Annotated in this window: 24 protein-coding genes; 14 read left to right on the top strand and 10 right to left on the bottom strand. The window is 43.7% G+C overall.

What is annotated here, in order from left to right:
- Window positions 1-1101 carry a YkgJ family cysteine cluster protein gene (locus QXD64_01500; GenBank protein MEM3395992.1) on the bottom strand — a complete coding sequence of 367 codons (1101 nt, stop codon included), beginning with the start codon at window positions 1099-1101 and terminating at the stop codon, window positions 1-3.
- A 48-nt stretch (window positions 1102-1149) separates the two neighbouring features.
- Between QXD64_01500 and QXD64_01495 the strand changes: the two genes are divergently transcribed.
- Together QXD64_01495 and QXD64_01490 are read left to right on the top strand one after the other, a co-directional pair.
- On the top strand, window positions 1150-1755 hold the full coding sequence (locus tag QXD64_01495) for an HAD family hydrolase (protein ID MEM3395991.1): 606 nt from the start codon (window positions 1150-1152) through the stop codon (window positions 1753-1755).
- Window positions 1756-1760: 5 nt separating this feature from the next.
- Complete coding sequence (locus QXD64_01490; GenBank protein ID MEM3395990.1) at window positions 1761-2906, top strand: aconitase family protein; 1146 nt, start codon at window positions 1761-1763, stop codon at window positions 2904-2906.
- A gap of 12 nt (window positions 2907-2918) precedes the next feature.
- Here QXD64_01490 and QXD64_01485 read toward each other — a convergent pair whose 3' ends face one another.
- From QXD64_01485 to QXD64_01470, 4 genes are read right to left on the bottom strand one after another with little or no spacing between them, the layout of a single operon-like run.
- On the bottom strand, window positions 2919-3158 hold the full coding sequence (locus QXD64_01485; GenBank protein ID MEM3395989.1) for an RNA repair domain-containing protein: 240 nt from the start codon (window positions 3156-3158) through the stop codon (window positions 2919-2921).
- On the bottom strand, window positions 3155-4768 hold the full coding sequence (pyrG, locus tag QXD64_01480) for a CTP synthase (glutamine hydrolyzing) (GenBank protein MEM3395988.1): 1614 nt from the start codon (window positions 4766-4768) through the stop codon (window positions 3155-3157). Before pyrG ends, QXD64_01485 begins: the two co-directional genes overlap by 4 nt.
- Before the next feature lie 10 nt (window positions 4769-4778).
- Window positions 4779-5762 carry a histone deacetylase gene (locus QXD64_01475; GenBank protein ID MEM3395987.1) on the bottom strand — a complete coding sequence of 328 codons (984 nt, stop codon included), beginning with the start codon at window positions 5760-5762 and terminating at the stop codon, window positions 4779-4781.
- 9 nt (window positions 5763-5771) lie between these two features.
- The gene (locus tag QXD64_01470) at window positions 5772-6296 is read right to left on the bottom strand and encodes a hypothetical protein (GenBank protein MEM3395986.1); all 525 of its coding nucleotides are present in this window, start codon (window positions 6294-6296) and stop codon (window positions 5772-5774) included.
- A gap of 118 nt (window positions 6297-6414) precedes the next feature.
- On the opposite strand from QXD64_01470, the gene acs reads away from it, so the two are divergent.
- Genes acs through QXD64_01445 form a run of 5 tightly spaced genes read left to right on the top strand, consistent with a single transcriptional unit; the run spans window position 6415 to window position 11856 of the window.
- Complete coding sequence (acs, locus tag QXD64_01465; protein ID MEM3395985.1) at window positions 6415-8316, top strand: acetate--CoA ligase; 1902 nt, start codon at window positions 6415-6417, stop codon at window positions 8314-8316.
- 13 nt (window positions 8317-8329) lie between these two features.
- Window positions 8330-9958 (top strand): benzoate-CoA ligase family protein, encoded by a 1629-nt coding sequence (locus tag QXD64_01460; GenBank protein ID MEM3395984.1) that lies wholly within the window; start codon window positions 8330-8332, stop codon window positions 9956-9958.
- A 5-nt stretch (window positions 9959-9963) separates the two neighbouring features.
- On the top strand, window positions 9964-10476 hold the full coding sequence (locus QXD64_01455; protein ID MEM3395983.1) for a flavin reductase family protein: 513 nt from the start codon (window positions 9964-9966) through the stop codon (window positions 10474-10476).
- A gap of 11 nt (window positions 10477-10487) precedes the next feature.
- Entirely contained in the window at window positions 10488-10940 is a 453-nt protein-coding gene (locus tag QXD64_01450; GenBank protein ID MEM3395982.1) for a RidA family protein, read from the top strand.
- Between the two features lies 1 nt (window position 10941).
- Window positions 10942-11856 (top strand): metal-dependent hydrolase, encoded by a 915-nt coding sequence (locus tag QXD64_01445; GenBank protein MEM3395981.1) that lies wholly within the window; start codon window positions 10942-10944, stop codon window positions 11854-11856.
- A 13-nt stretch (window positions 11857-11869) separates the two neighbouring features.
- Here QXD64_01445 and QXD64_01440 read toward each other — a convergent pair whose 3' ends face one another.
- Together QXD64_01440 and QXD64_01435 are read right to left on the bottom strand one after the other, a co-directional pair.
- A complete protein-coding gene (locus QXD64_01440; protein MEM3395980.1) occupies window positions 11870-16021 on the bottom strand; it encodes an FtsX-like permease family protein in 4152 nt (1383 codons plus the stop codon).
- A complete protein-coding gene (locus QXD64_01435; protein ID MEM3395979.1) occupies window positions 16018-16737 on the bottom strand; it encodes an ABC transporter ATP-binding protein in 720 nt (239 codons plus the stop codon). The genes QXD64_01440 and QXD64_01435 overlap by 4 nt, the downstream gene beginning before the upstream one ends.
- Window positions 16738-16866: 129 nt before the next feature.
- On the opposite strand from QXD64_01435, the gene QXD64_01430 reads away from it, so the two are divergent.
- The 3 genes from QXD64_01430 to QXD64_01420 are packed head-to-tail and all read left to right on the top strand — an operon-like array spanning window position 16867 to window position 20913.
- Window positions 16867-19626 carry a metallophosphoesterase gene (locus QXD64_01430; protein MEM3395978.1) on the top strand — a complete coding sequence of 920 codons (2760 nt, stop codon included), beginning with the start codon at window positions 16867-16869 and terminating at the stop codon, window positions 19624-19626.
- Complete coding sequence (locus QXD64_01425) at window positions 19607-20035, top strand: hypothetical protein (GenBank protein MEM3395977.1); 429 nt, start codon at window positions 19607-19609, stop codon at window positions 20033-20035. The genes QXD64_01430 and QXD64_01425 overlap by 20 nt, the downstream gene beginning before the upstream one ends.
- Window positions 20032-20913, top strand: coding sequence for a triphosphoribosyl-dephospho-CoA synthase (locus QXD64_01420; GenBank protein MEM3395976.1), 882 nt, complete (start codon window positions 20032-20034; stop codon window positions 20911-20913). The genes QXD64_01425 and QXD64_01420 overlap by 4 nt, the downstream gene beginning before the upstream one ends.
- Here the strand turns inward: QXD64_01420 and QXD64_01415 are convergent, their stop codons facing one another.
- The 3 genes from QXD64_01415 to QXD64_01405 all read right to left on the bottom strand — a co-directional run bounded on the left by QXD64_01415 (window position 20914) and on the right by QXD64_01405 (window position 22855).
- Window positions 20914-21477 carry a hypothetical protein gene (locus tag QXD64_01415; protein MEM3395975.1) on the bottom strand — a complete coding sequence of 188 codons (564 nt, stop codon included), beginning with the start codon at window positions 21475-21477 and terminating at the stop codon, window positions 20914-20916.
- A gap of 144 nt (window positions 21478-21621) precedes the next feature.
- Complete coding sequence (locus QXD64_01410; GenBank protein MEM3395974.1) at window positions 21622-22191, bottom strand: hypothetical protein; 570 nt, start codon at window positions 22189-22191, stop codon at window positions 21622-21624.
- A gap of 121 nt (window positions 22192-22312) precedes the next feature.
- Complete coding sequence (locus QXD64_01405; protein MEM3395973.1) at window positions 22313-22855, bottom strand: hypothetical protein; 543 nt, start codon at window positions 22853-22855, stop codon at window positions 22313-22315.
- A gap of 118 nt (window positions 22856-22973) precedes the next feature.
- On the opposite strand from QXD64_01405, the gene QXD64_01400 reads away from it, so the two are divergent.
- The 4 genes from QXD64_01400 to QXD64_01385 all read left to right on the top strand — a co-directional run bounded on the left by QXD64_01400 (window position 22974) and on the right by QXD64_01385 (window position 25618).
- Window positions 22974-23243: a DUF749 family protein gene (locus QXD64_01400; protein MEM3395972.1), complete on the top strand. Its 270-nt coding sequence runs from the start codon at window positions 22974-22976 to the stop codon at window positions 23241-23243.
- Window positions 23244-23318: 75 nt separating this feature from the next.
- The gene (locus QXD64_01395; GenBank protein MEM3395971.1) at window positions 23319-23657 is read left to right on the top strand and encodes a ribbon-helix-helix domain-containing protein; all 339 of its coding nucleotides are present in this window, start codon (window positions 23319-23321) and stop codon (window positions 23655-23657) included.
- 36 nt (window positions 23658-23693) lie between these two features.
- Window positions 23694-24743 carry a cell division protein FtsZ gene (gene ftsZ, locus QXD64_01390; protein ID MEM3395970.1) on the top strand — a complete coding sequence of 350 codons (1050 nt, stop codon included), beginning with the start codon at window positions 23694-23696 and terminating at the stop codon, window positions 24741-24743.
- Between the two features lie 26 nt (window positions 24744-24769).
- Window positions 24770-25618, top strand: coding sequence for a hypothetical protein (locus QXD64_01385; protein ID MEM3395969.1), 849 nt, complete (start codon window positions 24770-24772; stop codon window positions 25616-25618).
- Window positions 25619-25654 lie beyond the last annotated feature (36 nt).

Raw genomic sequence — 25654 nt, 5'->3', positions numbered from 1 at the left:
TCAAAATACTGCACCGAGAGTGGGTTTATCCAGATAGTCAGCATCATAGAATATTATTCCTTCTCGCAATGCTTTTGCATCTATTGTTGATGTGTCTGCAAATAGGTTGGCACGCCACCAAAGTTCCAGCACGGAGGTGGCAAGAGCACCAAGATAGTTTGAGATTACAGGAATCTCATTGTTTGAAAAATCTGTGAGCAGGAGAGCGTTGCCATAGGTAAGGTCGCGTTCGTTCAGCAAACGAATGTAATTTTCCAAGAGTTGTTTTGCTTCCTCATTCATTGGCTTTAATTTACTTGTGTGCACAATAATACTCTCTGCCTTCAGGAGACCTTCTTCATTCATCTTATACCATCTCAGTTTACCGTTTTCGAATTTGAGCAGGAGCCAGTCAAGGTTTTGTGCCGGATAAACTGGCAGATTCACAATGTCCTTTTCACTGAAAACTTCAATGCTCATTTCATCAGCATATTTCTCCGCATCTGCGGTTACTTCAGTATTCTCTATTTCAGAGGGGTCGGCAGTCGCCAGTTCATTCCCATCAGCAAACGAAAGGATCTTCTCAAGCCCTCTTTTCGTTGTAAATAGTGGCATAATTTCTAGAACCAGTTTTTGCATATCACTTTGGGAAATGTAAACCCCATCTGCTTCCAAGCCCTCAATTACATCCGCATACCTTTTTTCTAGTTGTCCTATCATTCTTTCGATTTTCTTTTCCTCTGGAATGTATGCAGAGACAACTGTTTTTAGATTTTCGCCAGAACTCTCCCAGAGACCTCGACAAGAAAGATTTGCAGTAATCTGCAATCTCGTGGAAAAATGCCGTTGAAATGGATATAGGCGGCAGTAAAGTGGTCGTTGTTCGTAAATAGTGCAACGTTTTTGTGCAAGAAAACTACAGGCACCGTGACCGTTTTTGAGTTTAATCACATACTTGTATTCGCCGTCCGCAAATTTTCTCAGTATCTGCGATTTCAATCTTTCGTCTGAGAGAAAGACAGAAAGCTCTTCATCTGGCACTTCGGGTTCACATAGGCAGCAGAAAGCACAGTCCTCTAGACATTTGTAGTGTTCTGTGAGAAACGCAAAGGACGTTTTCATGGTTGAGAATTATTAATTGTGTATATATCTATTGTCGTAGAAGCTACCATGGCCTCCAAAAAGGTTATAACATGTAGAGATTATCTCTATTCTGGTGTACGAATGCAAAGGGCTGTGTTCATAGACCGGGATGGAACGATAAATGTGAATGTGGAATACCTAGACAATCCTGATGAGTTTGAGATGTATCCTGGAGTGGCAGAGGGAATCAAACTACTCAACACGCGTGGTTTTCTAGTAATTGTGGCGACCAACCAGTCGGGAATTGAGCGTGGCTATTACACACAGGAAATCGTGGAGGCAATTCATGCAAGGATGATGCGAGAACTCTGGGAGCGAGCCAAAGCAAAAGTGGATGCCATCTATTACTGTCCACATGCTCCTGAGACGGGTTGTGAATGCAGGAAACCAAAGCCTGGCCTTCTCCAAAGGGCAATAAGAGAGCATGGAATAATTCCTCGTCTCTCATTTATGATGGGAGATAGACCTCTGGATGTCGAAGCAGGAGAACAGGTTGGTGCAATCACTGTGCTTGTGCCAGAAAAGGGAAGAGAGGAAAGTGTGGCAAAAGAATTGAAGGAGAGCTGGGCAGTGCCTAATTACATTACGGATTCTTTCTACGATGCCTGCCTCTGGATACTCTCTCAGGGCTGAGATAAATGCTTCTGGAATTGCTTTCAGAGAAGGCAAGAAGAAAAGTTTCGCCTGGAGAATTTGTGGAAATTGATGTGGACCTAATGCTTTCTCATGAGAATGCAGACCTGGTTATTGAAAAGTTCAGAGAGACAGGGAAAAAACTGCATAACCCTGACAAAATTTTCATAGTGTTGGACCACAGAACGCCAGCTGAAAGCGAGGGTACTGCAAACCTCCATGCGCGAATAAGGGAATTTGTTAAACAAAATGGAATAAAAAATTTCTATGATGTTGGCTCTGGCATCTGTCACGAAGTGCTCGCAGAATCTGGCATCCTTTCTGATGGTATGTTTGTGCTGGGCACCGACTCTCACACTCCGACAGCTGGCTATGCCTCTGCAATTGGCTATGGCGTTGGTGCCACCGACATGGCTTATGCTTGGGCAACTGGTAAAATCTACCTGGAAGTGCCTGAAATTCGGAATGTAGAACTAACTGGCAAAACTTTGAAGAATGTTTACCCAATGGATGTATCTCTCCACTTGCTTTCAATGCTAGGTATGGAAAATGAACATGCTGCATTCGAGCTGTCTGGAGATTACATCAATACCATTCCAGAGGCAGGGAGAAAAAACCTGTGCAATATGCTTGTTGAGACAGGGGCTGCAACAGTGTGCCTGGCGAAAACGGAGAGCAGAGAGCCAATTAAGGTTGATGTGAGTAAGATTGAAAGGGTTGTGGCTGTTCCGCCGACTCCATCAAACATAAAACCAGTTTCCGAGGTCAAAGGCGCCAAGATTGACCAGGTTTTTGTGGGCACATGCACGAGCGGAAGGTTAGAGGACATTGCTGTAGTTGCAACGGTGTTGAAGAATAAGAAGGTGCATCCAGATGTAAGAATGATTGTAGCACCAGCAACCAGAAGAGTATTGCAGGATGGATTGAAAATGGGCTACATCAAAACTCTTGTAAATGCTGGCTGTGTGCTTCTCCCACCCGGGTGTGGACCATGCCTTGGTGCCCACATGGGCTTACTGGCAAATGGAGAGGTCTGCCTCTCCGCTGGCAATAGAAACTACCCTGGCAGAATGGGAAGCAGGAATGCAAAAATATATCTGGCTTCACCCTACACATGCGCAAAAAGCGCGATAGAAGGAGAGCTTGTGTGATTCCGCCATTGGTCACTCCATTTTCCTCCTCTCAAAAATCACTTCACCCCTGTGCACAATCTTAAATATTTTGTAGAGTGGAATTTTCGCATTTTTAAGGACCAGAAAACCGCTTTCCACAGTTACAATTTCGCTCCCCTTTATTCCTCGCTCTCCAGTTGGTGACATTCTGTCCCAGAACCAGATTTCTGCCTCTTTCAGATTATATTTCGGGTCCCAACGCAGTTTGTCAATTGCCTGCTTTGGCGTCATCTCTTTCCTTTCCTGTACTCAATGCAAGCACGGATAAAACCGAAATAAGGCGGTGACGGTGCACCAGGCCTTGACTTGAATTCTGCATGGAACTGGGTGCCAAGGAAGAATGGATGGCCATCGAGTTCAAGCACCTCACATCTTCTTCCATCCTCCGACTTACCGGTATATCTCAATCCATGGGATTCAAGCACCTCAATAAAGTTCGGGTTAACTTCATACCTGTGCCTGTGTCTCTCGTAGATAACTGTGGAATTGTAGAGAGAGGCAATCATTGTCTTTGGTTTCAAATGAATCTTGTGGGCACCGAGTCGCATCGTTGCCCCCATCTCCTTTATGCCTTTCTGCTCAGGCAGTAAATCTATCACCGGATGTGTGGTATCTGGGTTGAATTCAGTGCTGTTCGCATCCTTGTAGCCCAGCACATTTCTTGCAAACTCAACGGTGGCAAGCTGGAACCCGAGACAGACGCCTAGGAAAGGCACCTTGTTTTCTCTTGCAAACTCAATTGCTTTGATTTTGCCCTCAATTCCCCGATTCCCAAAACCACCAGGCACAAGAATGCCATCCACTTCCTTCAGTTTTTCAATTTCATCTGGCTTTTCCTCGAGTGTCTCTGACTCCATCCAGATTTTGTTCACCCGTGTTGCCAGTGCTGCCTCGCAATGTCTTATTGCCTCTGTGTAGCTAAGATATGAATCTTTGAGATGTGTGTATTTCCCAACAATTGCAATACTGACTTCCCCAGAGGGATGTTCGAGTGTTTCAACCATTTTTTTCCATTCCTCAAGTTCCGTCTTTCGCTCCCCAAGTTCAAGTTTTCTCAACAAATAACTGGTGAGGTTTTGCTCATGCAATACGAGAGGCACTTTGTAGATGCAGTCAATGTCAGGTGCACTTATTACTGCCTCAAGGGGCACATCACAGAAAAGCGAGATTTTCTTCTTGATTTCATAGTCAAGCGGGGCAGAACTCCTTGCCACAATTACATCTGGCTGAATGCCTATTTCTCTTAATTCCTTTACAGAATGTTGAGTGGGTTTGGTTTTCTGCTCTCCAACGGTTGAGAGCACTGGCACAAGGGTTGTGTGAATGAAGATGCAGTTGCTTTCCGAACCCATCTCCCTTCTTAACTGTCTGACTGCTTCAAGAAATGGCATGGATTCAATGTCACCTACTGTGCCTCCAATCTCCACGATTGTCACATCTGCATTTGTCCTCTCGCTCACTCGCTTTATTCGTTCCTTGATTTCATTTGTGATGTGGGGAATGATTTGCACTGTCTTACCCAGATAATCCCCTTTTCGCTCTTTCTCAATCACTGCCTTGTAAACCTTGCCAGTTGTGATGTTGTGGTCACTGGTTAAGCTTTCACCGAGGAAGCGCTCGTAGTTTCCAAGGTCCAGATCAACCTCTCCTCCATCATCCAGCACAAAAACTTCTCCATGCTGGTATGGATTCATGGTGCCAGCATCACAGTTGAGATAGGGGTCAATCTTTATCGCAGTCACTCTAAGCCCTGAGGACTTGAGCAGTTTTCCGATGCTAGACACAGTAATTCCCTTACCAAGCCCTGAAAGCACGCCTCCGGTCACAATTATATACTTCATGTTTCACACCTCATAGCTTCCAGTAATTTGAGAACAGTTTCTTTGCTGCATCAATTCTTTCTCTTCCCCTGCAGTCGGTGTCAATACTATCCGTGTATTTGATTGCATACTCTTTTCCTTCGCCTGCACTTACAAGAGCACAGAACACATCTGCAAGGGCATCCAGATCATAACCTCCTTCCAGCAAGAACATGGCTTTGTACCTGAACATAGCTTTGAGCATCTCAATGTAACCTTTAGTGGATACCTCAAGTCCAGTGAGCGGATCGAGCGAATGGGAATCCACACCCAAACTAACAATCACAAGCCCTGGCTTAAAATCATCCAGAATTGGTAGAATTAGTTCCTCGAGAGCAGAAATGTAGGATGCATCCCCGCAGCCAGAAAAAAACGGGATATTCAGATTGTAGCCAACGCCTTCTTTTTCTCCAATCAACGAAAGATGGCCTGTGCCTGGATAAATCTCAAGCTGGTGTGTGGAAATGTAAAGCACATCTGGCGATGAATAGAATATGTCCTGCGTTCCATTTCCATGGTGCCCATCAATGTCAACGATGGCAACCCGTTTGCATCGCTCAAGCATCGCTTTAGCACATACTGCTGCATTGTTTATGTAGCAGAACCCTCCACCAAAATCCTTTCCAGCGTGATGCCCAGGTGGTCTAACGAGAGCAATGGAACTTCCTTCATCTAAGGCAATTTTTCCTGCAGTTAGGGCACCACCTGCAGAAAGCAAGGCAATTTCATAGGTCTCTGGGTGAGAAGAAGTGTCCATATCTATAATTCCCTCTCCAAGTTCTGAGAGATATGAAAGGTATTCTGGAGTGTGCACACCAAGAATTTCCTTCTCACCTGCCTTCTCTGGCTTTATCACATCTGTAAAAAGTTCGTGCTTTGCTAGTGCACCAGTTATTGCTCTGAGGCGGTCTGGCGATTCAGGGTGTCCAAAATGTTGCTCATGTTCCAGGTACCTCTCGTGGTAAACAATCTTCATGGGGCATAATCAGATTTCAATATTAAATGTTTTGCAAAAGTATGCAGGCAGGGGCTCACGAAGGACCTTAACCACATTCTCTCCAAGCGAGTTTACAAACTCCCATGCCTCTTCCTCACCAACCACATCCACATCAATGGTCCACCCAATGCCTTCTATTTCCTCAATTGCGAGGTTCCAGCGATGATAGTCAAGAAAATAACCTTGCTTTCTTTGAATTTTGAACATTGGTTTGAAACCAAGGTTTTCCAGCACCTCTGCTAGTTCCTTTTCACTACCGCTTGCAATGAAATACTTTTTCCCATGTTTTACAATCCCTTTGAACTCGGGCACAGAAAGCACAATTTCTGCCTCTGCATGCCCGAATTTTCTGAGGCGAAGGTTTCGCTGCTCGATTTTCCAGAACTGGCTCCTCTGCACTGGAGCATAATAGGTGTCCACGAGTGCATACTCTCTCTTGTTTCTAGCGACAGCAAACACAGGGTCAGGTTTTTTGAGTATCACCCTAACCTCGTGCTCTTCCTTCACATTCATAACCCTCAAATTTTCAGCCAGTATATAATTATTTGGATTAGAAACGCTTTTATCAAAAAGGTTGGGAAAAATAAATATACATGTGGTATTTGGGACTAACAATGGAGGTTATGAAACCATGTCAGAAGAAACATTATCCACACTGTTGAAGGAAGAAAGGAAGTTCCTGCCAAGCAAGGAAGTAATTGCAAAAGCCACTGTGAAGGACTGGGAAAAGGTTATCAGTGAGGCAGAAGCAAATCCCCTGAAATTCTGGGAGGAAGCGGCTAACGAACTTGAATGGTTCCAGAAATGGGAAAAAGTCCTTGATGATTCGAACAAACCGTTTTTCAAATGGTTTGCTGGTGCAAAATGCAACATCACGGTTAACGCTCTTGATAGACACTTAAGCGCAAGAGCAAACAAGGTTGCAATTCTTTTTGAAGGTGAACCAGGCGATGTGCGAAAAATCACATATGGAGAACTATACAAAGAAGTGTGTAAGTTTGCAAATGCTCTAAAGAAACTCGGTGTGAAAAAAGGAGACAGGGTCACAACATACCTTCCCAACATTCCAGAGCAGGCAATCACGATGCTTGCATGTGCAAGAATAGGCGCAATGCACAGCGTGGTTTATGCGGGTTTCAGCAAGGAGGCGCTGCGAGATAGAATTATAGATGCAGAGGCAAAGGTTGTGGTCACAGCAGATGGTACATTCAGAAGAGGAAAGACGATCCAGCTCAAGCCCACCGTAGATGAGGCAGTAGCTGCATGCCCAAGTGTTGAGAAGGTTATTGTAGTGAAACGGGCTAATGCAGATGTAAAGATGCAGCCAGGAAAGGATTACTGGTTCCACGAATTAGTTGCTAATGAGAGTGCTGAGTGTAAGGCGGAAGTTATGGAGGCAACTGATCCTCTCTTTGTTCTCTACACTTCAGGCACCACAGGAAAGCCGAAAGGCGTTGTCCATGTGCATGGCGGTTACATGGTTGGTGTCCACCGCACTATGAAATGGATTTTTGACATCAAGGAAGAGGATATTTACTGGTGCACTGCAGACCCCGGCTGGATTACAGGTCATAGTTACATTGTTTATGGCCCATTGATGGTGGGCACTACTACGATAATGTCGGAAGCAGTACCCGATTACCCACAGCCAGATAGATGGTGGTCCATGGTAGAGAAACACAAAGTCTCAGTTTTCTACACGGCGCCAACAGCAATCCGTGCAATGATGAAGAATGGCGAGGAATGGCCCAACAAACATGACTTGAGCAGCTTGCGATTGTTGGGTTCTGTAGGAGAACCTATAAACCCTGAGGCATGGCACTGGTATTATAGAGTCATAGGAAAAGAGAAATGCCCAATTATGGACACATGGTGGCAAACCGAAACTGGGATGATATTGATCACGCCATTGCCTGTCTCACCCCTTAAACCTGGCTCTGCAACGAAGCCATTCCCGGGCATCATTGCAGACATTGTTGATAGCAGCGGGAAATCCCTACCACCAAATCAGGGTGGCTTCCTAGTAATTAAAACACCTTGGCCAGCCATGATGGCAACAATTTACAAAGACCCAGATAGGTATGTACAGACATACTGGAAGAAACTGCCTGGCGATTTCTATGTGGCTGGAGATGTGGCAAGAAAAGACGAAGATGGTTATTTCTGGGTGCAGGGCAGAGCTGACGATGTGCTCAAAATCTCTGGCCACAGGATTGGTACGATGGAAGTAGAGAGCGCATTTGTAAGTCATCCTGCAGTGGCTGAAGCTGCGGTAGTTGGTGTGCCTGATGAAGTGAAGGGTGAAGTAATAAAGGCATATGTGATTCTGAAAGCAGGGCAGAAACCTTCAACTGAGCTCGCTGAAGACATAAAGAAGCATGTCAGAAAAGAACTCGGCCCAGTTGCTGTAATCAAGGACATTGAGTTCAGGGACAAGCTACCAAAGACAAGAAGCGGAAAGATTATGAGAAGAGTGCTGAAGGCAGAGGCAACTGGCAAACCAATAGGAGACATTACTACCCTGGAAGATTAAGGGGGAAATTAGAATGGGATTCAACTACGATGAGGAAGTCAAGAATTGGAAGTGGGACATTCCAGAGAAATACAACATGGGCTACGATTGCGTTGACAAACATGCAGAAGGAAAAAACAGAAACAAGGTTGCATTGTTCTGGGAAAACGAACAGGGAAAAGCCGAGAGGTACACATTCCTTGAAATGAAAAATCTTTCCAACAAATTTGGAAATGTGCTGCGAAATCTGGGCTTGAAGAAAGGAGATAGATTCCTGATGCGGCTCCCGAACATTCCTCAGTTCCAGGTTGTTTTTATTGGTGGTGTGAAAATAGGTGCCGTGCCAATACCATCCAGCACAATGTTCAAGGGTCACGAGGTGGAGTATAGAATCAACGACAGTGCTGCAGTGGCTGTGGTCACAACACCAGAATTCGTGAAAGAGGTTGAGGAAATAAGGGACAAATGCCCCACACTAAAGCATGTGATTGTTGTTGGTGAACCCCAAAATGAGAAACAACTTTCGTTTGATGCATTGATGAAATCTGCAAGTCGCCACCTTGTGCTTGAGGACACACGAAGCACAGACATGGCGTTCTTCTGCTATACATCAGGCACTACAGGAATGCCAAAGGGTGCTGTCCATCTCCACAGGTGGGTGATTGGAAACGACCCCGGCTCCAAATACTGGCAAGCATACAAAGAAGATGACATTGTGGCCCATACTGGACAGCTAAACTGGATTTATCCCCTGGGTAATGGCTTCCTCTATGCATGGAGACACGGCGTAAGCACTTTTATCTATGAAGGCCGCTTCGATCCAGAGCGCTGGTTCCAATTGCTTGAAAAGTATCAAATCACAACTCTGGACTCAGTACCTACTGCATACAGAATGTTTCTCACTGTTAAGGATGCTGAGAAGAGGTATGACCTTTCAGCTCTAAGGCACTGCATAAGTGCTGGAGAACCATTGAACCCAGAAGTGATTCAGGAATGGAAACGCAGGTTCGGGCTTGAAATTTACGACGGGATTGGAATGACTGAGGTGATGGTTTACCTTTCAAACATGCCTGGACTTGAGATTCGCCCAGGTTCATGTGGGAAGCCCCAGCCCGGACACAAATGTGCAATTGTTGACTCTGAGGGAAGGGTTCTGCCGCCTGGGGAGGAAGGCACACTTGCAGTGAGTGCTGATGACCCTGGCTTGTTTAAGGAATACTGGAATAAACCTGATAAAACTGCAGAGTGCTTCAAGAATGGCTGGTTCCTCAGCGGTGACACGCTCAGTTATGACGAAGATGGCTATTTCTGGTTCAGAGGAAGGGGTGACGACCTTATCAAAGCATCTGGCTACAGAATCTCGCCATTTGAAGTTGAGAGCACCCTGATAGAGCATCCTGCAGTGCTTGAGGCGGCAGCAGTTGCAAGCCCTGATGAAATGCGTGGTAATGTTGTGAAGGCATTTATCGTGCTTAAGCCGGGCTACACGCCAAGCGAACAACTTGCAAAGGAAATTCAGGAGTTTGCGAAGGAGCATTCCGCACCTTACAAATACCCACGTCTCATTGAATTCGTGAAGGAATTACCAAAGACCCAGAGCGGAAAGATTAAGCGAAAAGAACTGCGGGAAAAAGAGTTTGCAAAAGTGAAAAAACAGGGTTGAGGTAGATGGAGATAAATCTGAACGAAGCATACAGATTGTTCCCAGCGTTTCCACTGGCTCTCGTGACCTGCGGGCAATACGAGAATACAAACATTATCACGATTGGAATGTGCCACATCTTTTCTTTTTCCCCTCCTTTAATTGGAATTGGTGTTGCTCCTAAAAGACACTCATTTAAACTATTGAAGGAACATAAGGAATTTGTGGTTAATCTTCCGACAAAAAATCTGGCAGAGGCAGTGATGAAATGCGGAAGCACAAGCGGGAGAAATGTTGAGAAATTTAGCCACGCTGGACTTACAAAAATTCCAAGCAAAAAAGTGAGCACAGCATCAATCAAAGAATGCCCGCTGCGATTTGAGTGCATAACGAAGCAGGAATGTGAAACAGGAGACCACATTTGGTTCGTTGGAGAGATTGTGCATTGTGAGGCAGAGAATTACAACAAGGAGGACTTGCTGCTGTACTGGGGTGGCGAATTTAGGGTGCCTGGGAATGTGGTGATGAAACGAGCATAAAGGGCGAGAACTTGAAACCAGACGAGAAGTTCAAACAGCTTTGTGGGGAACTTGATGTAGCACCAGCTGGCAATTATATTCCATGCGTTAGAAGTGGTAAGTTGCTGTTTGTGAGTGGGATGCTGCCTCGCACCAAAGAGGGGCTCAGTCACAAAGGGAAACTTGGTGTGCTATCAAAGGAAGATGGCTATGTGGCTGCGAGAAATGCAGTAATTTATGGGTTGCATGCGGTGCGAAAAGAACTTGGAACGCTGGCTTCGGTGAGCAGAGTACTTAGCATTACAGTGTTCGTGAACTCTTTGCCAGAATTTACAGAGATTCCTTTTGTGGCAAATGGGGCATCTGATTTTCTAGTTGAGGTCTTTGGAGAAATGGGAAAGCATGCCAGAACTGCAGTAGGTGTGGCGTCCTTGCCCTTAGATGCTGCAGTTGAAATCAACATGGTGCTGGAACTCAGGGAGTAAAATGGACTTTTTTACGCATTTGCTGTTTGGCTTCCTTGTTTCCTCCTGGGTTTCTGGAAATTTTTACAATCCATATGTAATTCTTGGTTCTTTACTTGCAGTCCTCCCTGACTTTGACATTTTTCTTTTTCCGCTCTGGCGAAGGTTTCCGTTTACATCACACCATGGAATCACGCACACTGCGATTTTTGTGATTGTTGGTTCCCCAGTAGTTGCTTTACTTGCAAAATTCCTGTTCTGGGGAGAGTTAAACCTGGTGCTTGCAACAGCCATCATGCTGCTCTGTGGTTTGCTGCATCTGGGTTGCGATGCCCTCACGAACTGGGGAACACCAGTGTTCTATCCGCTTTCAAAAAAATATTACAATCTGAGTGTGGATGTGGCTGTCAATGTCTATCTCATGCTCGGATTTTTTGTTGCCGTGCTGTTTCTTGCCCTAGTGCGCTTTCGCTACATCACATTTCTGAACATGGAAATGGCTTCTGGGATTCTTGGTGCTCTTTACCTCACCTACTTTGGCTTTCGCAGTGCAACTAAGCTTTACTTCAGGAAAAAGTTCGGAAAGGAATTTGCGTTGCTCCCTACAGAAAAACCCTGGCACTGGCGAATGGCAAGGCGTTTGGAGAACGAGAAAGAAATTGTTGTGGGCATCAGAAACAGCGAGGGGCTGAAGGAATACAGAATTCCTAAATTTAGAGGAGAAAAAATTGAAATAAGGTCTTGTGAGGACATGGTTTACACATACCATTTACCTGAAGTCCAGAGCCATCTAAGCGTTTTTAGATTTCCATACTACAAGTTGAACTGCAGCAATGGGGTCTGGGAAATTGTCTGGTATGTGGCAGAGATGCACCCAAGGATGAATCTGAGAGTGGAATACCGAGATGGAAAGTTTACGGTGCGGTCTTGGTGGTAAGTTCAAAAGTTCACTACTCGATATACCGCAGCGCCTCCGCAGGATGAATCTTTGAGGCCTTCACTGCAGCATAGGATGTTAGAACTAGTGTGAGAATGTATGCAATGGTAACGATGATGATGATGTTCAGCCAGGGGATAGTGAAGGGCGCACTTCCTTCCTCTCCAAAAGAGTTGAGGTACACACCATAAGATACGCCGATTCCAAGCCCTACGCCAAGCAGAATTCCAAACAAAGCCACAAAGGAGATTTCCACAAGGAAACTCAGCGTCACCATTTTCTTCTGGAAACCGAGGGCACGGAGCATTCCGATTTCTCTCCTTCTTTCCGTAACCTCTCGTAGAGTAACAATGGAAATGCCAGCGATACCCACAATCAGCCCTAAACCCAAGAACACCTGCATCAGATTCATGATGTTAGCAGCAATCTTAATAATCATTTCCAGTAGGTCTTTGAGCACAATCGTGCGGAATCCATAGGGCAAAAATTCCTTCTCCAGATTTTTCGCAATTTCACTTGCTCTCTCTGGCTTGTTGAGAGCAATTGCAAAAACGGTTTTGTTGGTGATGTTAAATGCATTTGTGAGAAAATTCTGGTTCGTGAAAATTCCAGCAATCAGATTTGTGTTCATTATTCCAATGACTGTTAAATTTGCCTCCTGTCCATACATGTTTCGCACAATTATTTTCTCACTCACATTTACAGATAGCACCGAGAGACCATACATCATTCTCTGCCGGGTCATGTCTTCGGACTTGTAAGCCAGATTTTTGTCCACCACTGCTAGAGAAGGGTTTCTCCTTATTGCCTCCCACACCTCTGCAGGTGAGTTATAACCTGGAGCCATAGCATAAAATGTGTATGTGTTTCTAGTTAAAAATGCTTCATCCACACCGTAAAGTGTGTATGGTGTTGCATTTTCCTTACTCATATTCTTGGTATACACAAACCCATAGGTGGTGGAGAAACTTGCTATGTGTTTGAAGTCGGAAGCAGAAAGGTTCCGGTTCCCAGCAATCATCTCTGTAATGTTATTAATTGGGTTGTCCTGGTCAGTAAAACCAAAAATGTCAAATCCACCAGAGTTGTCCTCTAACAACTTGTTTACACTGCCCATCTGCATTCCCGTAATCATTGCCAGCATCGTCACTGAAAAAATCACAATTGCAAACATGAAAATTGTAGTTGCCGTGCGTAATTTCTTCTGCATCGGGTAGAGAATTGCTATTTTCATCACTGCGTTCATCCGTTTCGACTTGGTCTTCCTTGTAAATTTGAGGAGGCCATTTAAAATTACGCGAGAGTTGTAAATGAGGAGCACAACACCAGCAAATACAATATATATGCCTACACCTATGAATAAGTCGAACCCAAAACTTTCCTCTGATGAGACATCCATGGGAATAAGGAGGAACACAATACTGACTAAACTTGCGCTAGAAAGGAAAAGGCGTTCATGTCCATATTTCTGGGTCGCAAGTGCCGCAATCCCATAGCTCAGGAAGAATGGTGCACTGATAATTGAAAGTCCTCGAAATGCTGTTCCAACAATTGCATTAAGAGCGAAAAGGATGCCCACAATTAAGGAAATGCTGCCGAGAATTCTATAATTCTGCTCTTTTCTCTCTTTTGTTTCTGGGATGTTTCTTATAGCCGTCACTATGTTCAACTTACTGATTACTGTAGCTGCTATGAAAATAGTGAAAATTGTTATCAAAAAACCCACACTGAATGCTATCAAGAGAGAACTTGGTTCAAAATGGGGGACAATACTAAAACCAACAATCGCAAGAGAATTGGCGAAAGTTAATGTGAATAGATAAATCATGGAATAGCCAAGAGCAATTCCGACCACACTTCCCACAAGTGCGGAAATCACAGCATAAACCATTCCCTCGTATAGAAACATCTGGATGAGTTGTCTTCTTTGCATTCCCACAGCTCTAGCAATCCCAAGTTCTGATTTTCGCTCTTCAGCCAATAAATAAAATATAAGAATTATCAGTACAACCCCTGCAGAAATCGTAAAGCCATCCAACATCAGGAAAAGCGAGGAGATCATACTCCCTGCTTCTTTCATCTCCTTTAAGTTATCTGCCTTGGATGTGTGCACTTCCAGTCCGATAGTTTCATTTGTTGTTAGCTCATTTAGCTTTTGCTTCAAAAACTGGACAAAGGCTCTGCGCTCCTCAATGTTGCTGAAACTCACCTCCATCCGAACAAAATTCACAGAGCCATTTTCGAGAGAATAGAGTTTGAGTGCGGTGGAGTAATTGACTATGAGTGTGGTGTTGGAAATTTGGTTTACCTGTGTTCCCGGAAGCTTACCAATTGGTTTAAACTCCATGACTTCCAGTTCACCTGTAAGTTTCAGGGTAGAAATTTCAATGTTCTCTTTACCAGATGCAGAAAGCATTCCTACAAGAATACACTGTTTATCAGTAAGCGAGAAATTAGTAAGATTTTGATCCTGCCAGGAGTTATCAAGAACTCTCACTGTTCCATTTTCAATGGCCATTATGTTAAGTGGCATTGGGATTGCAGTTCCATTTGGAAGCGTGAAATTAGTAAATGCAATTTTCAGATTGTATGGCTGTGGGCTCATGAAATCCGTGTAAATTCCTTTTGCAATTGAAATTCTTGTTGAGGTGTAGTCTTCCATGCTCAATGTGAGGTGTTGAACAAATTCCTCAGTGAAGAAATTTCGCACCGATTTAACACTAACAGGCATCTGGCAGACAGTTTGAGAGAGCAATTCTTTAATCTGGCTATATGTTGCATTTATGCGATAGGCGTTTGTCAGATTTCCAAACATTGCTCTTGCATCAGTATAGTTGAAGATTAGGGTCGCATTTAAGAAATCTCCTCTTCCTTCTGCTACTACAATATCCTTTACTGTGAAATTTTTCACTGCGTGCTTATAGTCAGGATATGCCAGGTATTCCACAGAAATGGAAATTGGAAATTGTTTTGCATTCCTTGTGACATTTATGTTGAAGTTGTTGACAACAACAACCTCTCCTTCATTTACCTCGCTGAAACTTGTTCCGAATAAACCAGTAAAATTTCCAAAAATTGCGTCATTTTCATCCAATGCTGTCGTATTTACTGGGACACTCATGTTGAACCCAAGGGCACTTAGATTCACATAGACATTTCTAAGTGGCTCCGGTAAAGAGAAATCCATGAAATTCGTGCATATGCCTGATGAGAAGGAGAAATTCGCCTCAGCAAGCTTGGAAGCAAATTTTAGAGGCAGGCTGAGGAGAAGAGCTGTGGTGTTGTTTGCTTCTACACTTCTCCATAGTCCATTCACTTGGTCCTCAATATAAATCCCTGCATCCTCTGCAGTAATTGTAGCATTAAGCTGTTCGAGTAATTTCTGCTTCACAGTTTCAGAGTTTTCCAACCCATCTTCTACTCCTCCCTTGTTTGAAACAATTATTCTATTAATTTTCCCTTCCTTCCCTATGATGGTCTGGAGAGTTTCAAGGCGCAATATTAAGGCATTTGAATACACCTTACCTTCATTTTCAATAATCTCCTTTAGTGTCAAATTCCAGGATTCTCCTTTGTAAAATACAATAAGAGTGTCGCCCTTTACTGCCTCCATTTTCTCTGCAGATTTACGAGTGAGATAGCACTCCCATGGACCAAGGTCTGAGCCATCTAGTATTTTTCCTTCAATACTCTTGTAATTCCCAAATGTTTTGTCATACTCAGGTACAATTCCAACAACAGAGAGAGAGGCCTCTCCATACAAGGTTCTTGCGTCTCTTACAGGAAGCGTTTCTCTAATTCGTGGTGCGATTCCATCAATCAAGCTGTCGTTTTGCACACTTTTATAGAGTTCCGCGAACCATGTGTAAGGATAGTATGTGGCTTCTGGGTCAATTGAAGAAATTGAAATTTGTTCGTCAATAAGGTAGAGGTCATCATAGACACTTTTCTCAAAATAGTAGTTAAGTGTATCGCTCATCGTCAGAGAGCCAGAAATCATTGCAGTACCTATCATCAAGCCAGCAACAACAAGCGTAATCTGCAGCTTTCTCCTAAGTGCATTTTTTAATCCAAGTTTAAGTAGGATTCTGTTTTTGAAACCAGCTGCAAAAAGGATTGCAATAACTACTGCCAAAAAAATAATCATCTGGAACTCAAAACTCATTGGGTCTCACCATGTCTTTCAGGCACATACTCTCTCGTGATTTTACCATCCTGCATCTGCACAACCCTGTGAGCATGCTCACCCACGAAAAGGTCATGTGTAACGATAACAAAAGTATGCCCTTTTTCTCTGTTCAGCTTTACTATAAGGTTCACAATTTCCTTTGTGCTTTGGCTATCCAGATTTCCTGTGGGCTCATCAGCCCAGACAATAGCAGGGTTGTTCCCCAATGCTCTCGCAATTGCAACCCGCTGCTGCTGTCCTCCACTGAGTTGGTTGGGAAGATGCTCAGCCCATTGCTCGATTCCTACCTCTCTCAAAGCTTTCAAAGCCATCTTTCTTGCCACATCCGGTTTTTTACCCGCGACTAGCATCGGAAGCTCAACATTCTCAACTGCTGTGAGCACGGGAATAAGGTTATAGGCCTGGAAAACAAATCCCATTTTTTTTGCTCTATATTCGGTAAGTTCCACATCAGTGAGATTGTCAATTCTTTTATCGTCAATTTTCACAATTCCTTTGTTAATGGTATCCAACCCTGAGAGACAATTTAGCAATGTGGTTTTCCCACAACCAGATGGCCCCATCACAGAGAGAATTTCACCTCTCTTTATTTTTAAAGAGACACCACGAAGTGCATGCACCTTTGTGCTCCCTGAATTATAAATTTTATGTACATTTTCTGCTTCTACGATATAATCCGCCCCTGACATCATTGGCATCCAAACGATGTGTGGTATATAATGATTGCTTTAGGTTAATCCATAACTAGATAATCATTCTCAACAGCAATATCCTCGGGAACCAAAGAAACTCTTAAATAATCTATGTTCATAACTTTAACTATGTTAGTAAGAAGCTTGATAATTGCTTGCCTCATTCTCGCTGCAGTTCCCACAGGTGGCCTTTACCACGGAACAACTGCCGAAAACTGGGATGGTGACCAGAAAAATGTAGATTTAAGCCAATATCCTCAAATTTCTGGTGCTTATACAGTTCTGGTTCATCTGGACTATTTTATCTGTGACCCTGACCTTGATCCATGGATTGCAGGAGACCCTGACCCGTTTTTTGTGGTTCATGTAGAGGAGCAGTCACAGACCACTGGCGTTTATGATGGAACTGACGAGGTTTACTTGAACCTCAACTTGACATTCACAGTCTACCCAAAAAACCCTGTTATTCTTGTGCGAATTGAAGCATGGGATGATGATACTGGCTTAACTCTCGGTGATGACGAGATAGACATAGATCCAAATGCAGGGACTGCTCTGGACCTCTGGTATAATCTGCTTACCAAGACATGGAGTGGTGACACGAATACAACACTGGCGATTGGGGATGCACCGGAATACTGGGGAAAACTTGCATTCTACATTGATTCTGAGCCAAGCTCACCATTGGGATATGGAAAAGTTTCCTTCTCCTATCTTAATACCGAAAATGTGTACATTGATGGGGTGTGGAAAAGCACTTTCAAGAATCGTGTGAAGGACTACCAGTTTTCAGTGAGTGTTGGAATGACACTAACATTTAACTTCATGACTTCAGCGGGTCTCACTGTAAATGTGGTGATTTACAGTGGTACACAGACAATTGTTTCCAATACCTTCACAGGGTTCTGGCAGACCAGTTTTTATGCAGCGCCTGGGAATTATGGAGTAAAAATAACATGTACAAGTGGCTCTGGTGTAATTGAAACGGGCTTTGATACAGGAGTTTACGCTGCGATCCCCACCAGCCAGTTTTCCATACTAACTGCGGGAAATGTTGAGTTGATAGCAAAGGGAAACAATTTTGCTATGTTTAGGATGTTCGGGTTGAACGGAAAAATCACAATCACAAATCTCGGCACATCTGATGGCACCGTATTCCTGGGTCTGCGAAATCTTGAGCCAGATATGTTTGAATTTAGAAATGCAACCATTGTTGCTGTGGGGCAAAACATAGTTCTGCTTGCATTACCACTTTCTGCTGGCCAAACAAAAGTGGTTGAAATTTTGCCATGGTATATGCCCGATGATTACTGGTATGTATTCATGAGTGATAGTCAGCCACCGTTCGCCATTCCACCTGGTGGACATGTGGAGCAGTCAGTTCATTTTCTGAACATCATTAACCAGACAAATCTTGTAAATCCTCCGCTCATTCTCCATGCTGGTGATTTTGTAGATGGGCTTGGAACAATGGATGAGGATTACATGTTTGGCACTGGCTATACCTCTCCAGTTAACGACTATGAGTATGGGGAGGCGATGGAAGCATTGGGCTACTTACGAAATTTTCTTGCAGCATCCGTAGGAAACCATGATGTATCTAGAGGTCACACACAAGGCCTCGGAGAGGCGCATTACAAGGAATGGATTGCACCGCTTTACTATTCATTTGATTATGGAAACCTACATGTTGTTGTGTTGGATACCTACGAGGACCAAGATTCATGGTGGTTTGTAGGAAATACTGGAATGTATGGGGGCTATATCTATGGCAATCAGAAAAACTGGCTTTACTCAGATATTGCGTCTAATTCGGAACCGATAAAAGTAGCGGTGATGCATCACTCCCTTGCCCTACCCCCGAATCCAAACTCTGACTGGACAGTGAACGAGACCTTTTTGAATAGGAGCAATGCCCTTGAAATTTTCCACTTGCTCTCTGGCAACATTTCACAAGTGTACTGTGGACACATCCATGACTATGTTGTTTATAACCTTACCTCAACAGGTAGTGATGTTATTTCTACAAGTGCTCCAGGCCTCCCATGTATAATGGCTGGTAATGCAGGTGGAGACCTTGACAAGCAGTATTTTCCATATTATGGATTTGTGATGGCACATGTAAATGGGTCACAAATTACAGAACACAGATTCATAAGAGAGGACCAATTTGGACTTTCAATTAGCTATAACACAACAAATGATGGCACAGCATCAGAAATCCGCGCAGATGTAGTGAATACAGGTATGACCATCCCATGGGTGAGGCTGAAATTCGTGGTCTCTGGCAGTTATGAGCAATACATGGCCTACTCACTCACCAAAAATACTCAGCTACCAGTGTTTGCCCACAACTACGGAGATTACACTGTTGTATATGTAAATGTGGAAAGCATAGGTGGAAGCACAGAGAGCATTGTGGTTACTCCACTAAAGGGGATTCAGATAGACATGCCTAGAACTATAGTGGTACTCCCAAATTCAACTGTTCTTATTTCCCATAATCTCACAAATACTGGCTACATTGGGGAAATTGCGAAGATTGGAGTTACGGGCAATCTGACAGAATGGAATGTGAGTACCTTAGACCAATATGGAAACCCGATTTCTGAAATATACATCCCAGCTCAATCTACTGTAATGATTTATGTAAGAGTTGTGGTGCCAGGTAATGCTGTAGATGGCGAAGTTTGTGGAATTCTTCTCAATGTAAGCGTGAAGGACCTACCATGGCTCTATTCTACAGTGACGGATGAGGTACACTGCATCCATACGCTTTCTGAGTATCTAGCATTCCCAGTTTTAGCTGCTGTGGTGCTCCTGTTTACATTCCGAAAGTTCTATAGCATAGAAAGATATAGGCGGAAGCATGGGCATAAAGAACTTTGAGTTGATTTCAATAGAAGCAAAGAGATTTGCAAATCTTGGCGAGAAATTTCCTAACATCAGAGTGGACCATAACAGCACCGTTACCATGATTACACCTATTTCTGATAAAGAAGCAAGTTTTGATTTCAGATTTACTGCAAATTTTGTGGGAATTGGCGTTATAAAAATTGAGGGAAAGATTCTGTATGAATGCAACTCAAGAGAAATCACGGAAATGTGGTCAAAGACGGGAAATCTTCCAAATGACATGGCATCAGAGATTCATACTGTCGTGATGATGAATTGTATTCCAGAGGCAGTGCTGCTCGCAAGGGACTTGAAGCTACCATCTCCCATTCCTCTTCCTACCGTGCAATTCGGGAAAAAGCCACCACAACCAAAACCTGGTTCAGGTATAGAAGTGGCATGAGAGAACAGGTTCTTAAAAAGCTTCAACTGGCTACTACCAAAGCTCTCGTGATAGAGTGCACAGTCCCCAAGCCAGGTAATGTCTCACGTTATCATGATTTTCCAGAACAGAAATTTGAGCATTTTCTAGTGTCGGGGATAGAACTTGGTATGAGATTACCAGAGTTAGCTGCAAAATTTTCGCTTGGTGATACTGTGATGAAAGCTACCAGAACCATGCTTTCAGTACAGAAGGGTGGCAATACACACCTTGGCTCCATTTTTTTGCTGACGCCGCTCCTTGCGTCAGCGTGTGCAAATAATGGAGTAGTAAATTTTGCAGATGTCCAGACGCGCATTAAAAGAGCAGATTGGGAGGATACCTTGAAGTATATTAAAGCAATTCGGATGACTGACTTCGATAAGTTACCAGACATTGAAGGAAAACTGAATGTGAAATCTGATGATATCGCAAATTTTGTGCGAAGAAAAAAAGTGGCTCTCTATGATTGGATGAGTGCAGGTATTGAGGTAAATGGTATCTGTTACGAATATGTGGAGTGTTATAAACTTACGCAAGGCACAGCAAAAGAGATCATAGAAAATCTGGATAAGGGAATAGAGAAGGCGGTCCAGCATGGTTTTCTGTTTGCACTCAGTAGTTATGTAGACAATCTTGTCATAGGCAAAAAAGGGAAAAGGTATGCACTACAATTGCAAAAACTGGCTGCTGAGCTCTATAATAAGAGGGCCGCGTTTGCCCCAGTAGGATGCAAAAGCCAGATGAAGTTTAGGCAACTGTTTAAAAAACTCGAGAGAGATGAGGTTAACCCCGGAACCACTGCAGACATCATTGTATCTGCCCTATTTCTGGTTTTTCTTGATGAGGTAAGGATCTGATTAACCCGCTCTTACTTCAAACTCACAATGCTCAGCACCATCGTAAATACATTTTATCTCTTTACAAGTAACAGCATTTATTTTGCAGAGGCGCCCTATCCCTTCAATGTAGCCAGATAAATGATCGCAGAAGACCTTGCTCAGTTGAAAGTTCTTCACTGCAAAGCGAAAAAAATCTTTTCCTGTTTCTAGAATTACAAACTCTCCCTTGGTGTAATTTTCTCGCCAGAATTTTGGACCGTAACTAATCGCCTTTTCAGGAGACATAAAATGACCTAGTACGAGTTTCTGTATGGGTGAAATGGAAGGAGAGTTCCTTCCCATGTCTTTTATCTTCTCTGAGTCCTTATCCAGGACTTGAAAACAGGCATCTAGAAACATTTTGCGAATTTCCAGGGACACATTTTCTGCGGGTTTCATACTCATAATCTGATTTATACTTGCCTTGCATTCCATTGTTTTCAATATTTTGTCCAGTGCCTCAATTCCCTCTATTCCTTTCTTCTTTTTTATGTACTCAACATCTGCATGAAATAAACCTGCTTTGCAATACCCTTGTTCCATAGCCACCGCCTCTCTGAGCTGTATTTTCAATTGGAATTATGTTCTTCCCTGTATATAACACTCTCTCTAGCGACATTTCGTTCTTTCAGGTAAATTCAACTGATGGAAAAAATTAGTGCGACTAGTTCTTCCGTGTTTGTTTTCCTACACATCCCACTTAAAAGCAAATTCGCACCATTCCTGCCCATCATGGACACATTTTACTTCAGTGCACACCATATTCTTTGCCTTGCAAAGGTCGCCCACACCAACAAAGTAGCCAGTGAAGTAAACGCACATCAACTTTGTTGACCTGAAATTTTTCAAGGCAAGACGGGCATGGTCTGTCTCATTCTCCAGAACCACGAGTTCTCCAACTGAATAGTGCTCTTTCCATAGTGCTGGAGCATGTTTCAGGGTATAGTTTATTGTGAGAAAGTAGGGAAGAATCATTTTTATCAGGGAAGAGACACGAGGTGCCTCCCTTCCCATTTCCTTTATTTTTTCAATGTTGCCTTCAAAAACATCCAGACAGGCGTCTAGGAATCTTGCTCTAACGGTGAGAGGAACATGGTCATGAGTTCGCATTGTCCGAATCTGGCTGAGCGAGATGCCCATTTCCCCTAACTTCTTGTCTAACTGACGCAGTCCTTCATCGCCTCTCTTCTTCTTGATATAGTCCAGATTTGCATGAAATAACCCTGCCTTACACCAACCCTCTGATATTTCCACCATTTCCACACCAACTTTTGGTATCTAGTATTCCTATATCTCCACTCCTTTAATAATTTTTCTTATTTTTTCCTTCCTCCCCTGGCTTGGAAAAAAATCATGTATCCCACTTAAAAGAGTATTCTCACCAAGGATGCCCCGCATGCACACATTTTACCTCTGTGCATACCAGATTCTTTGCTCTAGTAAGGTCACCCACACCTGCGAATGCACCAGCAAGAAAAACGCACATTAGCTTTGTTGTCCTGAAATTTTTCAGGGCAAACAGAGCATGTCCTGGTCCACTTTCCAAAATTACAATTTCTCCCACAGAGTAATGGTCTCGCCACACGCGAGATGCATGTGTCAAAGCGTAATTTGGACTGAGATGAAACGGATACAGCATCTTTATCAGCATGGAGGCCTTAGGTGCTTCTCTGCCCATCTCTCTTATTTTCTCGATCTTGCCATCAAACACCTTCAGACAGGCATCCAGAAATTTACATCGCATACTGAGTGGTACCTGGTCTCGGGAACGCATACTCTTGATTTGTGTAAGATTAATTCCCATTTCCTTTAAAACCTTATCTAATGTATTCAGCCCTTCGTTTCCCTTTTTCTTTTTGATATATTCCATGTCAGTTTGAATTATCCCAGCTCTACACAAGCCATCCATGATTTCACTCATTTTTTCACCACAGTCCAAGCCATAGAAACCTCTACGCCTTCCTGCTTTAATAACCTTTCTCACCATTCTGCCGTGCACCTTTAGAAAAATCTAAATCTCGGGCAATGTATACAATTACATGGAACATTTTGCAGAAGTTGTGAGCGTGCTCACTTATCCAAACGTGCCAGAAAACATAATGCCTTTCGTGACATTCAAAGCTAGAGTGGACAATCTGATACTGGAAAAAGGACTGAAAATTCTTATTTTGAGAGTTGTGGGAACTGATTCATACTATGTGATTTTTCCTGAAAAAACTACAATGAAAAAATGCCTGGCTGAATTAAAAGAAGCAGGGATTTCGATAAATAAAAGAACAGAATTATATATATCAAAATATATTAGATGATTAATAAAACTTGCATCCTGCAAAGGTTTATATACTTCTAAGTGTATGTCTATTTGTCGGACAAAATAATGGCAAATGGCTGACGGTGGTATGATGGCGGAAGAGACCGCAAGAATAACGGTGCGCTTGCCTCTGGAGTATCTCCAGAAACTGGAGCAAATCCAGCAAAAGAACAACGAAAAAAATCTCTCAGAGGTAATCCGCCGTGCTCTCGATGACTACATCCAGAAGCAGTTGCCTCCTGAAAACATCATGGTGGTTACTCTCGCACTTCCCAAAAGCCTCGCAATGAAACTCGAGGCGATGATAAGCGAGGGGATGGACGCCGTGAGCATCGAGGAGGCGATAAGGAATGCAATCAGAGATTACCTGGAGAAAAAGCTAAAAGAAATCGCCATCACAAAAAGCCAATAGCCAGATTGTCCGAACAAAACCAGAAGGGGTGGGACCATGACAATAAATTCCATAATAAAAGATGCGGAAGAATTCGAAAAAGAGTATCCCCTGCCAAAGCAAGAGCTGAACATAAAAGTTGTTGGGGTTGGCGGTGCTGGATGCAACAGTTTACACCACCTCCAGAAGCTCGGAGTAAAGAACATTGATTCCATCGCAATCAACACGGACTATGTCCATCTCAAATCAATCCATGCAAAGAAAAAGATTTTACTGGGAGGCCACCTCACAAGGGGAAATGGTGCTGGGGGCTTACCTGAGATAGGTGCACATGCCGCCGAGCTTTCCAGGAGAGAACTTGAGACCGTATTCAGAGGCACGCAGATTGCATTCGTAATTGCAGGTATGGGTGGTGGAACAGGCACAGGTGCAGCCCCTGTTGTGGCAGAGATTGCAAAGGAGGCAGGAGCGATTGTGATTTCTGTAGCGACATCTCCATTCAGGTATGAAAAAGGGCGGATTCATACAGCCAGACAGGGAATCGCTGCCCTGCGGAGGTTTTCGGACTGTCTGATCGTGCTGGACAACAACAAGCTTCTGGACATTGCACCCACGCTCCCGCTTGAGCATGCCTTCGGTGTGATGGACCAGGTGATTGCAGAAATGATTTCAGGCGTTACTGACACACTCACGCTACCCTCGTTGATCAACATTGATTACGCAGACATGCGGACCATTTTTTCGTATGCAGATGGAAACATGAGTACCCTGCTTTACGGCGAGGGTTCTGAGGAGGAGCCAGAGAAAATTGTAGAGGATGCCCTCAACAATCCATTTCTGGATGTGGATTACACAGGTGCAAGAGCAGCAATAATTCACATTACTGGTGGAACCAAGCTTACGCTGAGAAATGCCAATGCAGTGATTGAAGGAATTGCTTCCCAATTTAGTGAAGATGCAAACATAATTTTCGGTGCAAGGATTCTTCCAGAGTTCGAAGGTAGCATAAGAGTGATGGCAATTGCAGTTGGAGTCAAATCACTGGTGCCACTGGAACCTGAAGGGATATACGAGATTGTGCCTGGAACAATAGAGCTTACAAGGTAGGTGGTCAAATGAACGGGGGTGGGACTATGAATGTAATAAAGATGTTTGATGATTGCTCTGCCCCGATTGACATCTGTGTGGTGGGTTGCGGCGGCGCCGGCATCAACACGCTCAGGGAAATAAAAATAGAAACGCCAAGAATCAAGAAAGTGGCAATCAACCTCTGTCTCGGCGGAAGTCTGCTTAGTGCTGCAGCCCAGCACCGAATCTACCTTTCAGAGAGAAACCTGGAGGAATACACAAGCCAGGATGTTTACCATCTTTGCATTGCCAACTACAAAAAGATTACTGAGGCAGTGGGCGAGCCAGACATAATAGTGGTAATCACCGCTCTTCGAGGTAAAACTGGGATGGGAATTGCAAAGGCATTGAAGGAAATTTACGAGCATAAACTTGTGCTGGTAATTGGTTATGCACCATTTTGCTTTGAAGGTAACTTCGACTTGAAAAAAGCAATTGAGTATCTGGGAGACGGCAACATCTGGCTCATTGATAATCAATTAATTGCCGATCTTTCTCACGAAAAAAAGTTGATGAAAGTTGTGAAGATAGCCAACCAGATGGCTGATGCACTAGTTGAGCATGTGGTAAATGGCTTCACCAGAAAGAGCATAGAGGTGTTGAAGAAACACCCAGTCCGGGGAAGAGCAGACCTCGGGATGGGCACAAGTTTGCTCCAGGCACTGAACGACATTGAAGCAACCCCTGCAAGAGCTGCCTTCGTTTCAGTGAAGGTGCCTGAGAAAGACGCCTTCAGGATTGAACATTTTGCAAAATACATTGAGGAGACAGGTGCATTCGCAAAGGAGAAGGTGTTGCTTTCCTCCTTCTCTGGCTTCCGCACGGAAATTCTGGCGGTGAAGGAGATACACTGAGGACTCAGCTTGTCAATAATACAAAGGAGACAACAA

The sequence above is a fragment of the Thermoplasmata archaeon genome (genome assembly GCA_038874435.1).
In the GTDB taxonomy this organism is placed as follows: domain Archaea; phylum Thermoplasmatota; class Thermoplasmata; order Lutacidiplasmatales; family SKW197; genus SKW197.
This window is presented reverse-complemented; position numbering and strand designations above follow the sequence as displayed.

Bases quoted from the DNA above. Each gene is read 5' to 3' on its own strand.
- QXD64_01420 (MEM3395976.1), top strand. From the start codon at position 20,032: ATGAGAGAACAGGTTCTTAAAAAGCTTCAACTGGCTACTACCAAAGCT.
- QXD64_01425 (MEM3395977.1), top strand. From the start codon at position 19,607: ATGGGCATAAAGAACTTTGAGTTGATTTCAATAGAAGCAAAGAGATTT.
- QXD64_01490 (MEM3395990.1), top strand. From the start codon at position 1,761: ATGCTTCTGGAATTGCTTTCAGAGAAGGCAAGAAGAAAAGTTTCGCCT.
- QXD64_01475 (MEM3395987.1), bottom strand. From the start codon at position 5,762: ATGAAGATTGTTTACCACGAGAGGTACCTGGAACATGAGCAACATTTT.
- QXD64_01485 (MEM3395989.1), bottom strand. From the start codon at position 3,158: ATGACGCCAAAGCAGGCAATTGACAAACTGCGTTGGGACCCGAAATAT.
- QXD64_01410 (MEM3395974.1), bottom strand. From the start codon at position 22,191: ATGGTGGAAATATCAGAGGGTTGGTGTAAGGCAGGGTTATTTCATGCA.
- QXD64_01470 (MEM3395986.1), bottom strand. From the start codon at position 6,296: ATGAATGTGAAGGAAGAGCACGAGGTTAGGGTGATACTCAAAAAACCT.
- QXD64_01415 (MEM3395975.1), bottom strand. From the start codon at position 21,477: ATGGAACAAGGGTATTGCAAAGCAGGTTTATTTCATGCAGATGTTGAG.
- QXD64_01445 (MEM3395981.1), top strand. From the start codon at position 10,942: ATGGACTTTTTTACGCATTTGCTGTTTGGCTTCCTTGTTTCCTCCTGG.
- acs (MEM3395985.1), top strand. From the start codon at position 6,415: ATGTCAGAAGAAACATTATCCACACTGTTGAAGGAAGAAAGGAAGTTC.
- QXD64_01495 (MEM3395991.1), top strand. From the start codon at position 1,150: ATGGCCTCCAAAAAGGTTATAACATGTAGAGATTATCTCTATTCTGGT.
- QXD64_01430 (MEM3395978.1), top strand. From the start codon at position 16,867: ATGTTAGTAAGAAGCTTGATAATTGCTTGCCTCATTCTCGCTGCAGTT.
- QXD64_01400 (MEM3395972.1), top strand. From the start codon at position 22,974: ATGGAACATTTTGCAGAAGTTGTGAGCGTGCTCACTTATCCAAACGTG.
- QXD64_01440 (MEM3395980.1), bottom strand. From the start codon at position 16,021: ATGAGTTTTGAGTTCCAGATGATTATTTTTTTGGCAGTAGTTATTGCA.
- QXD64_01395 (MEM3395971.1), top strand. From the start codon at position 23,319: ATGGCTGACGGTGGTATGATGGCGGAAGAGACCGCAAGAATAACGGTG.
- ftsZ (MEM3395970.1), top strand. From the start codon at position 23,694: ATGACAATAAATTCCATAATAAAAGATGCGGAAGAATTCGAAAAAGAG.
- pyrG (MEM3395988.1), bottom strand. From the start codon at position 4,768: ATGAAGTATATAATTGTGACCGGAGGCGTGCTTTCAGGGCTTGGTAAG.
- QXD64_01455 (MEM3395983.1), top strand. From the start codon at position 9,964: ATGGAGATAAATCTGAACGAAGCATACAGATTGTTCCCAGCGTTTCCA.
- QXD64_01385 (MEM3395969.1), top strand. From the start codon at position 24,770: ATGAATGTAATAAAGATGTTTGATGATTGCTCTGCCCCGATTGACATC.
- QXD64_01405 (MEM3395973.1), bottom strand. From the start codon at position 22,855: ATGAGTGAAATCATGGATGGCTTGTGTAGAGCTGGGATAATTCAAACT.
- QXD64_01435 (MEM3395979.1), bottom strand. From the start codon at position 16,737: ATGATGTCAGGGGCGGATTATATCGTAGAAGCAGAAAATGTACATAAA.
- QXD64_01460 (MEM3395984.1), top strand. From the start codon at position 8,330: ATGGGATTCAACTACGATGAGGAAGTCAAGAATTGGAAGTGGGACATT.
- QXD64_01500 (MEM3395992.1), bottom strand. From the start codon at position 1,101: ATGAAAACGTCCTTTGCGTTTCTCACAGAACACTACAAATGTCTAGAG.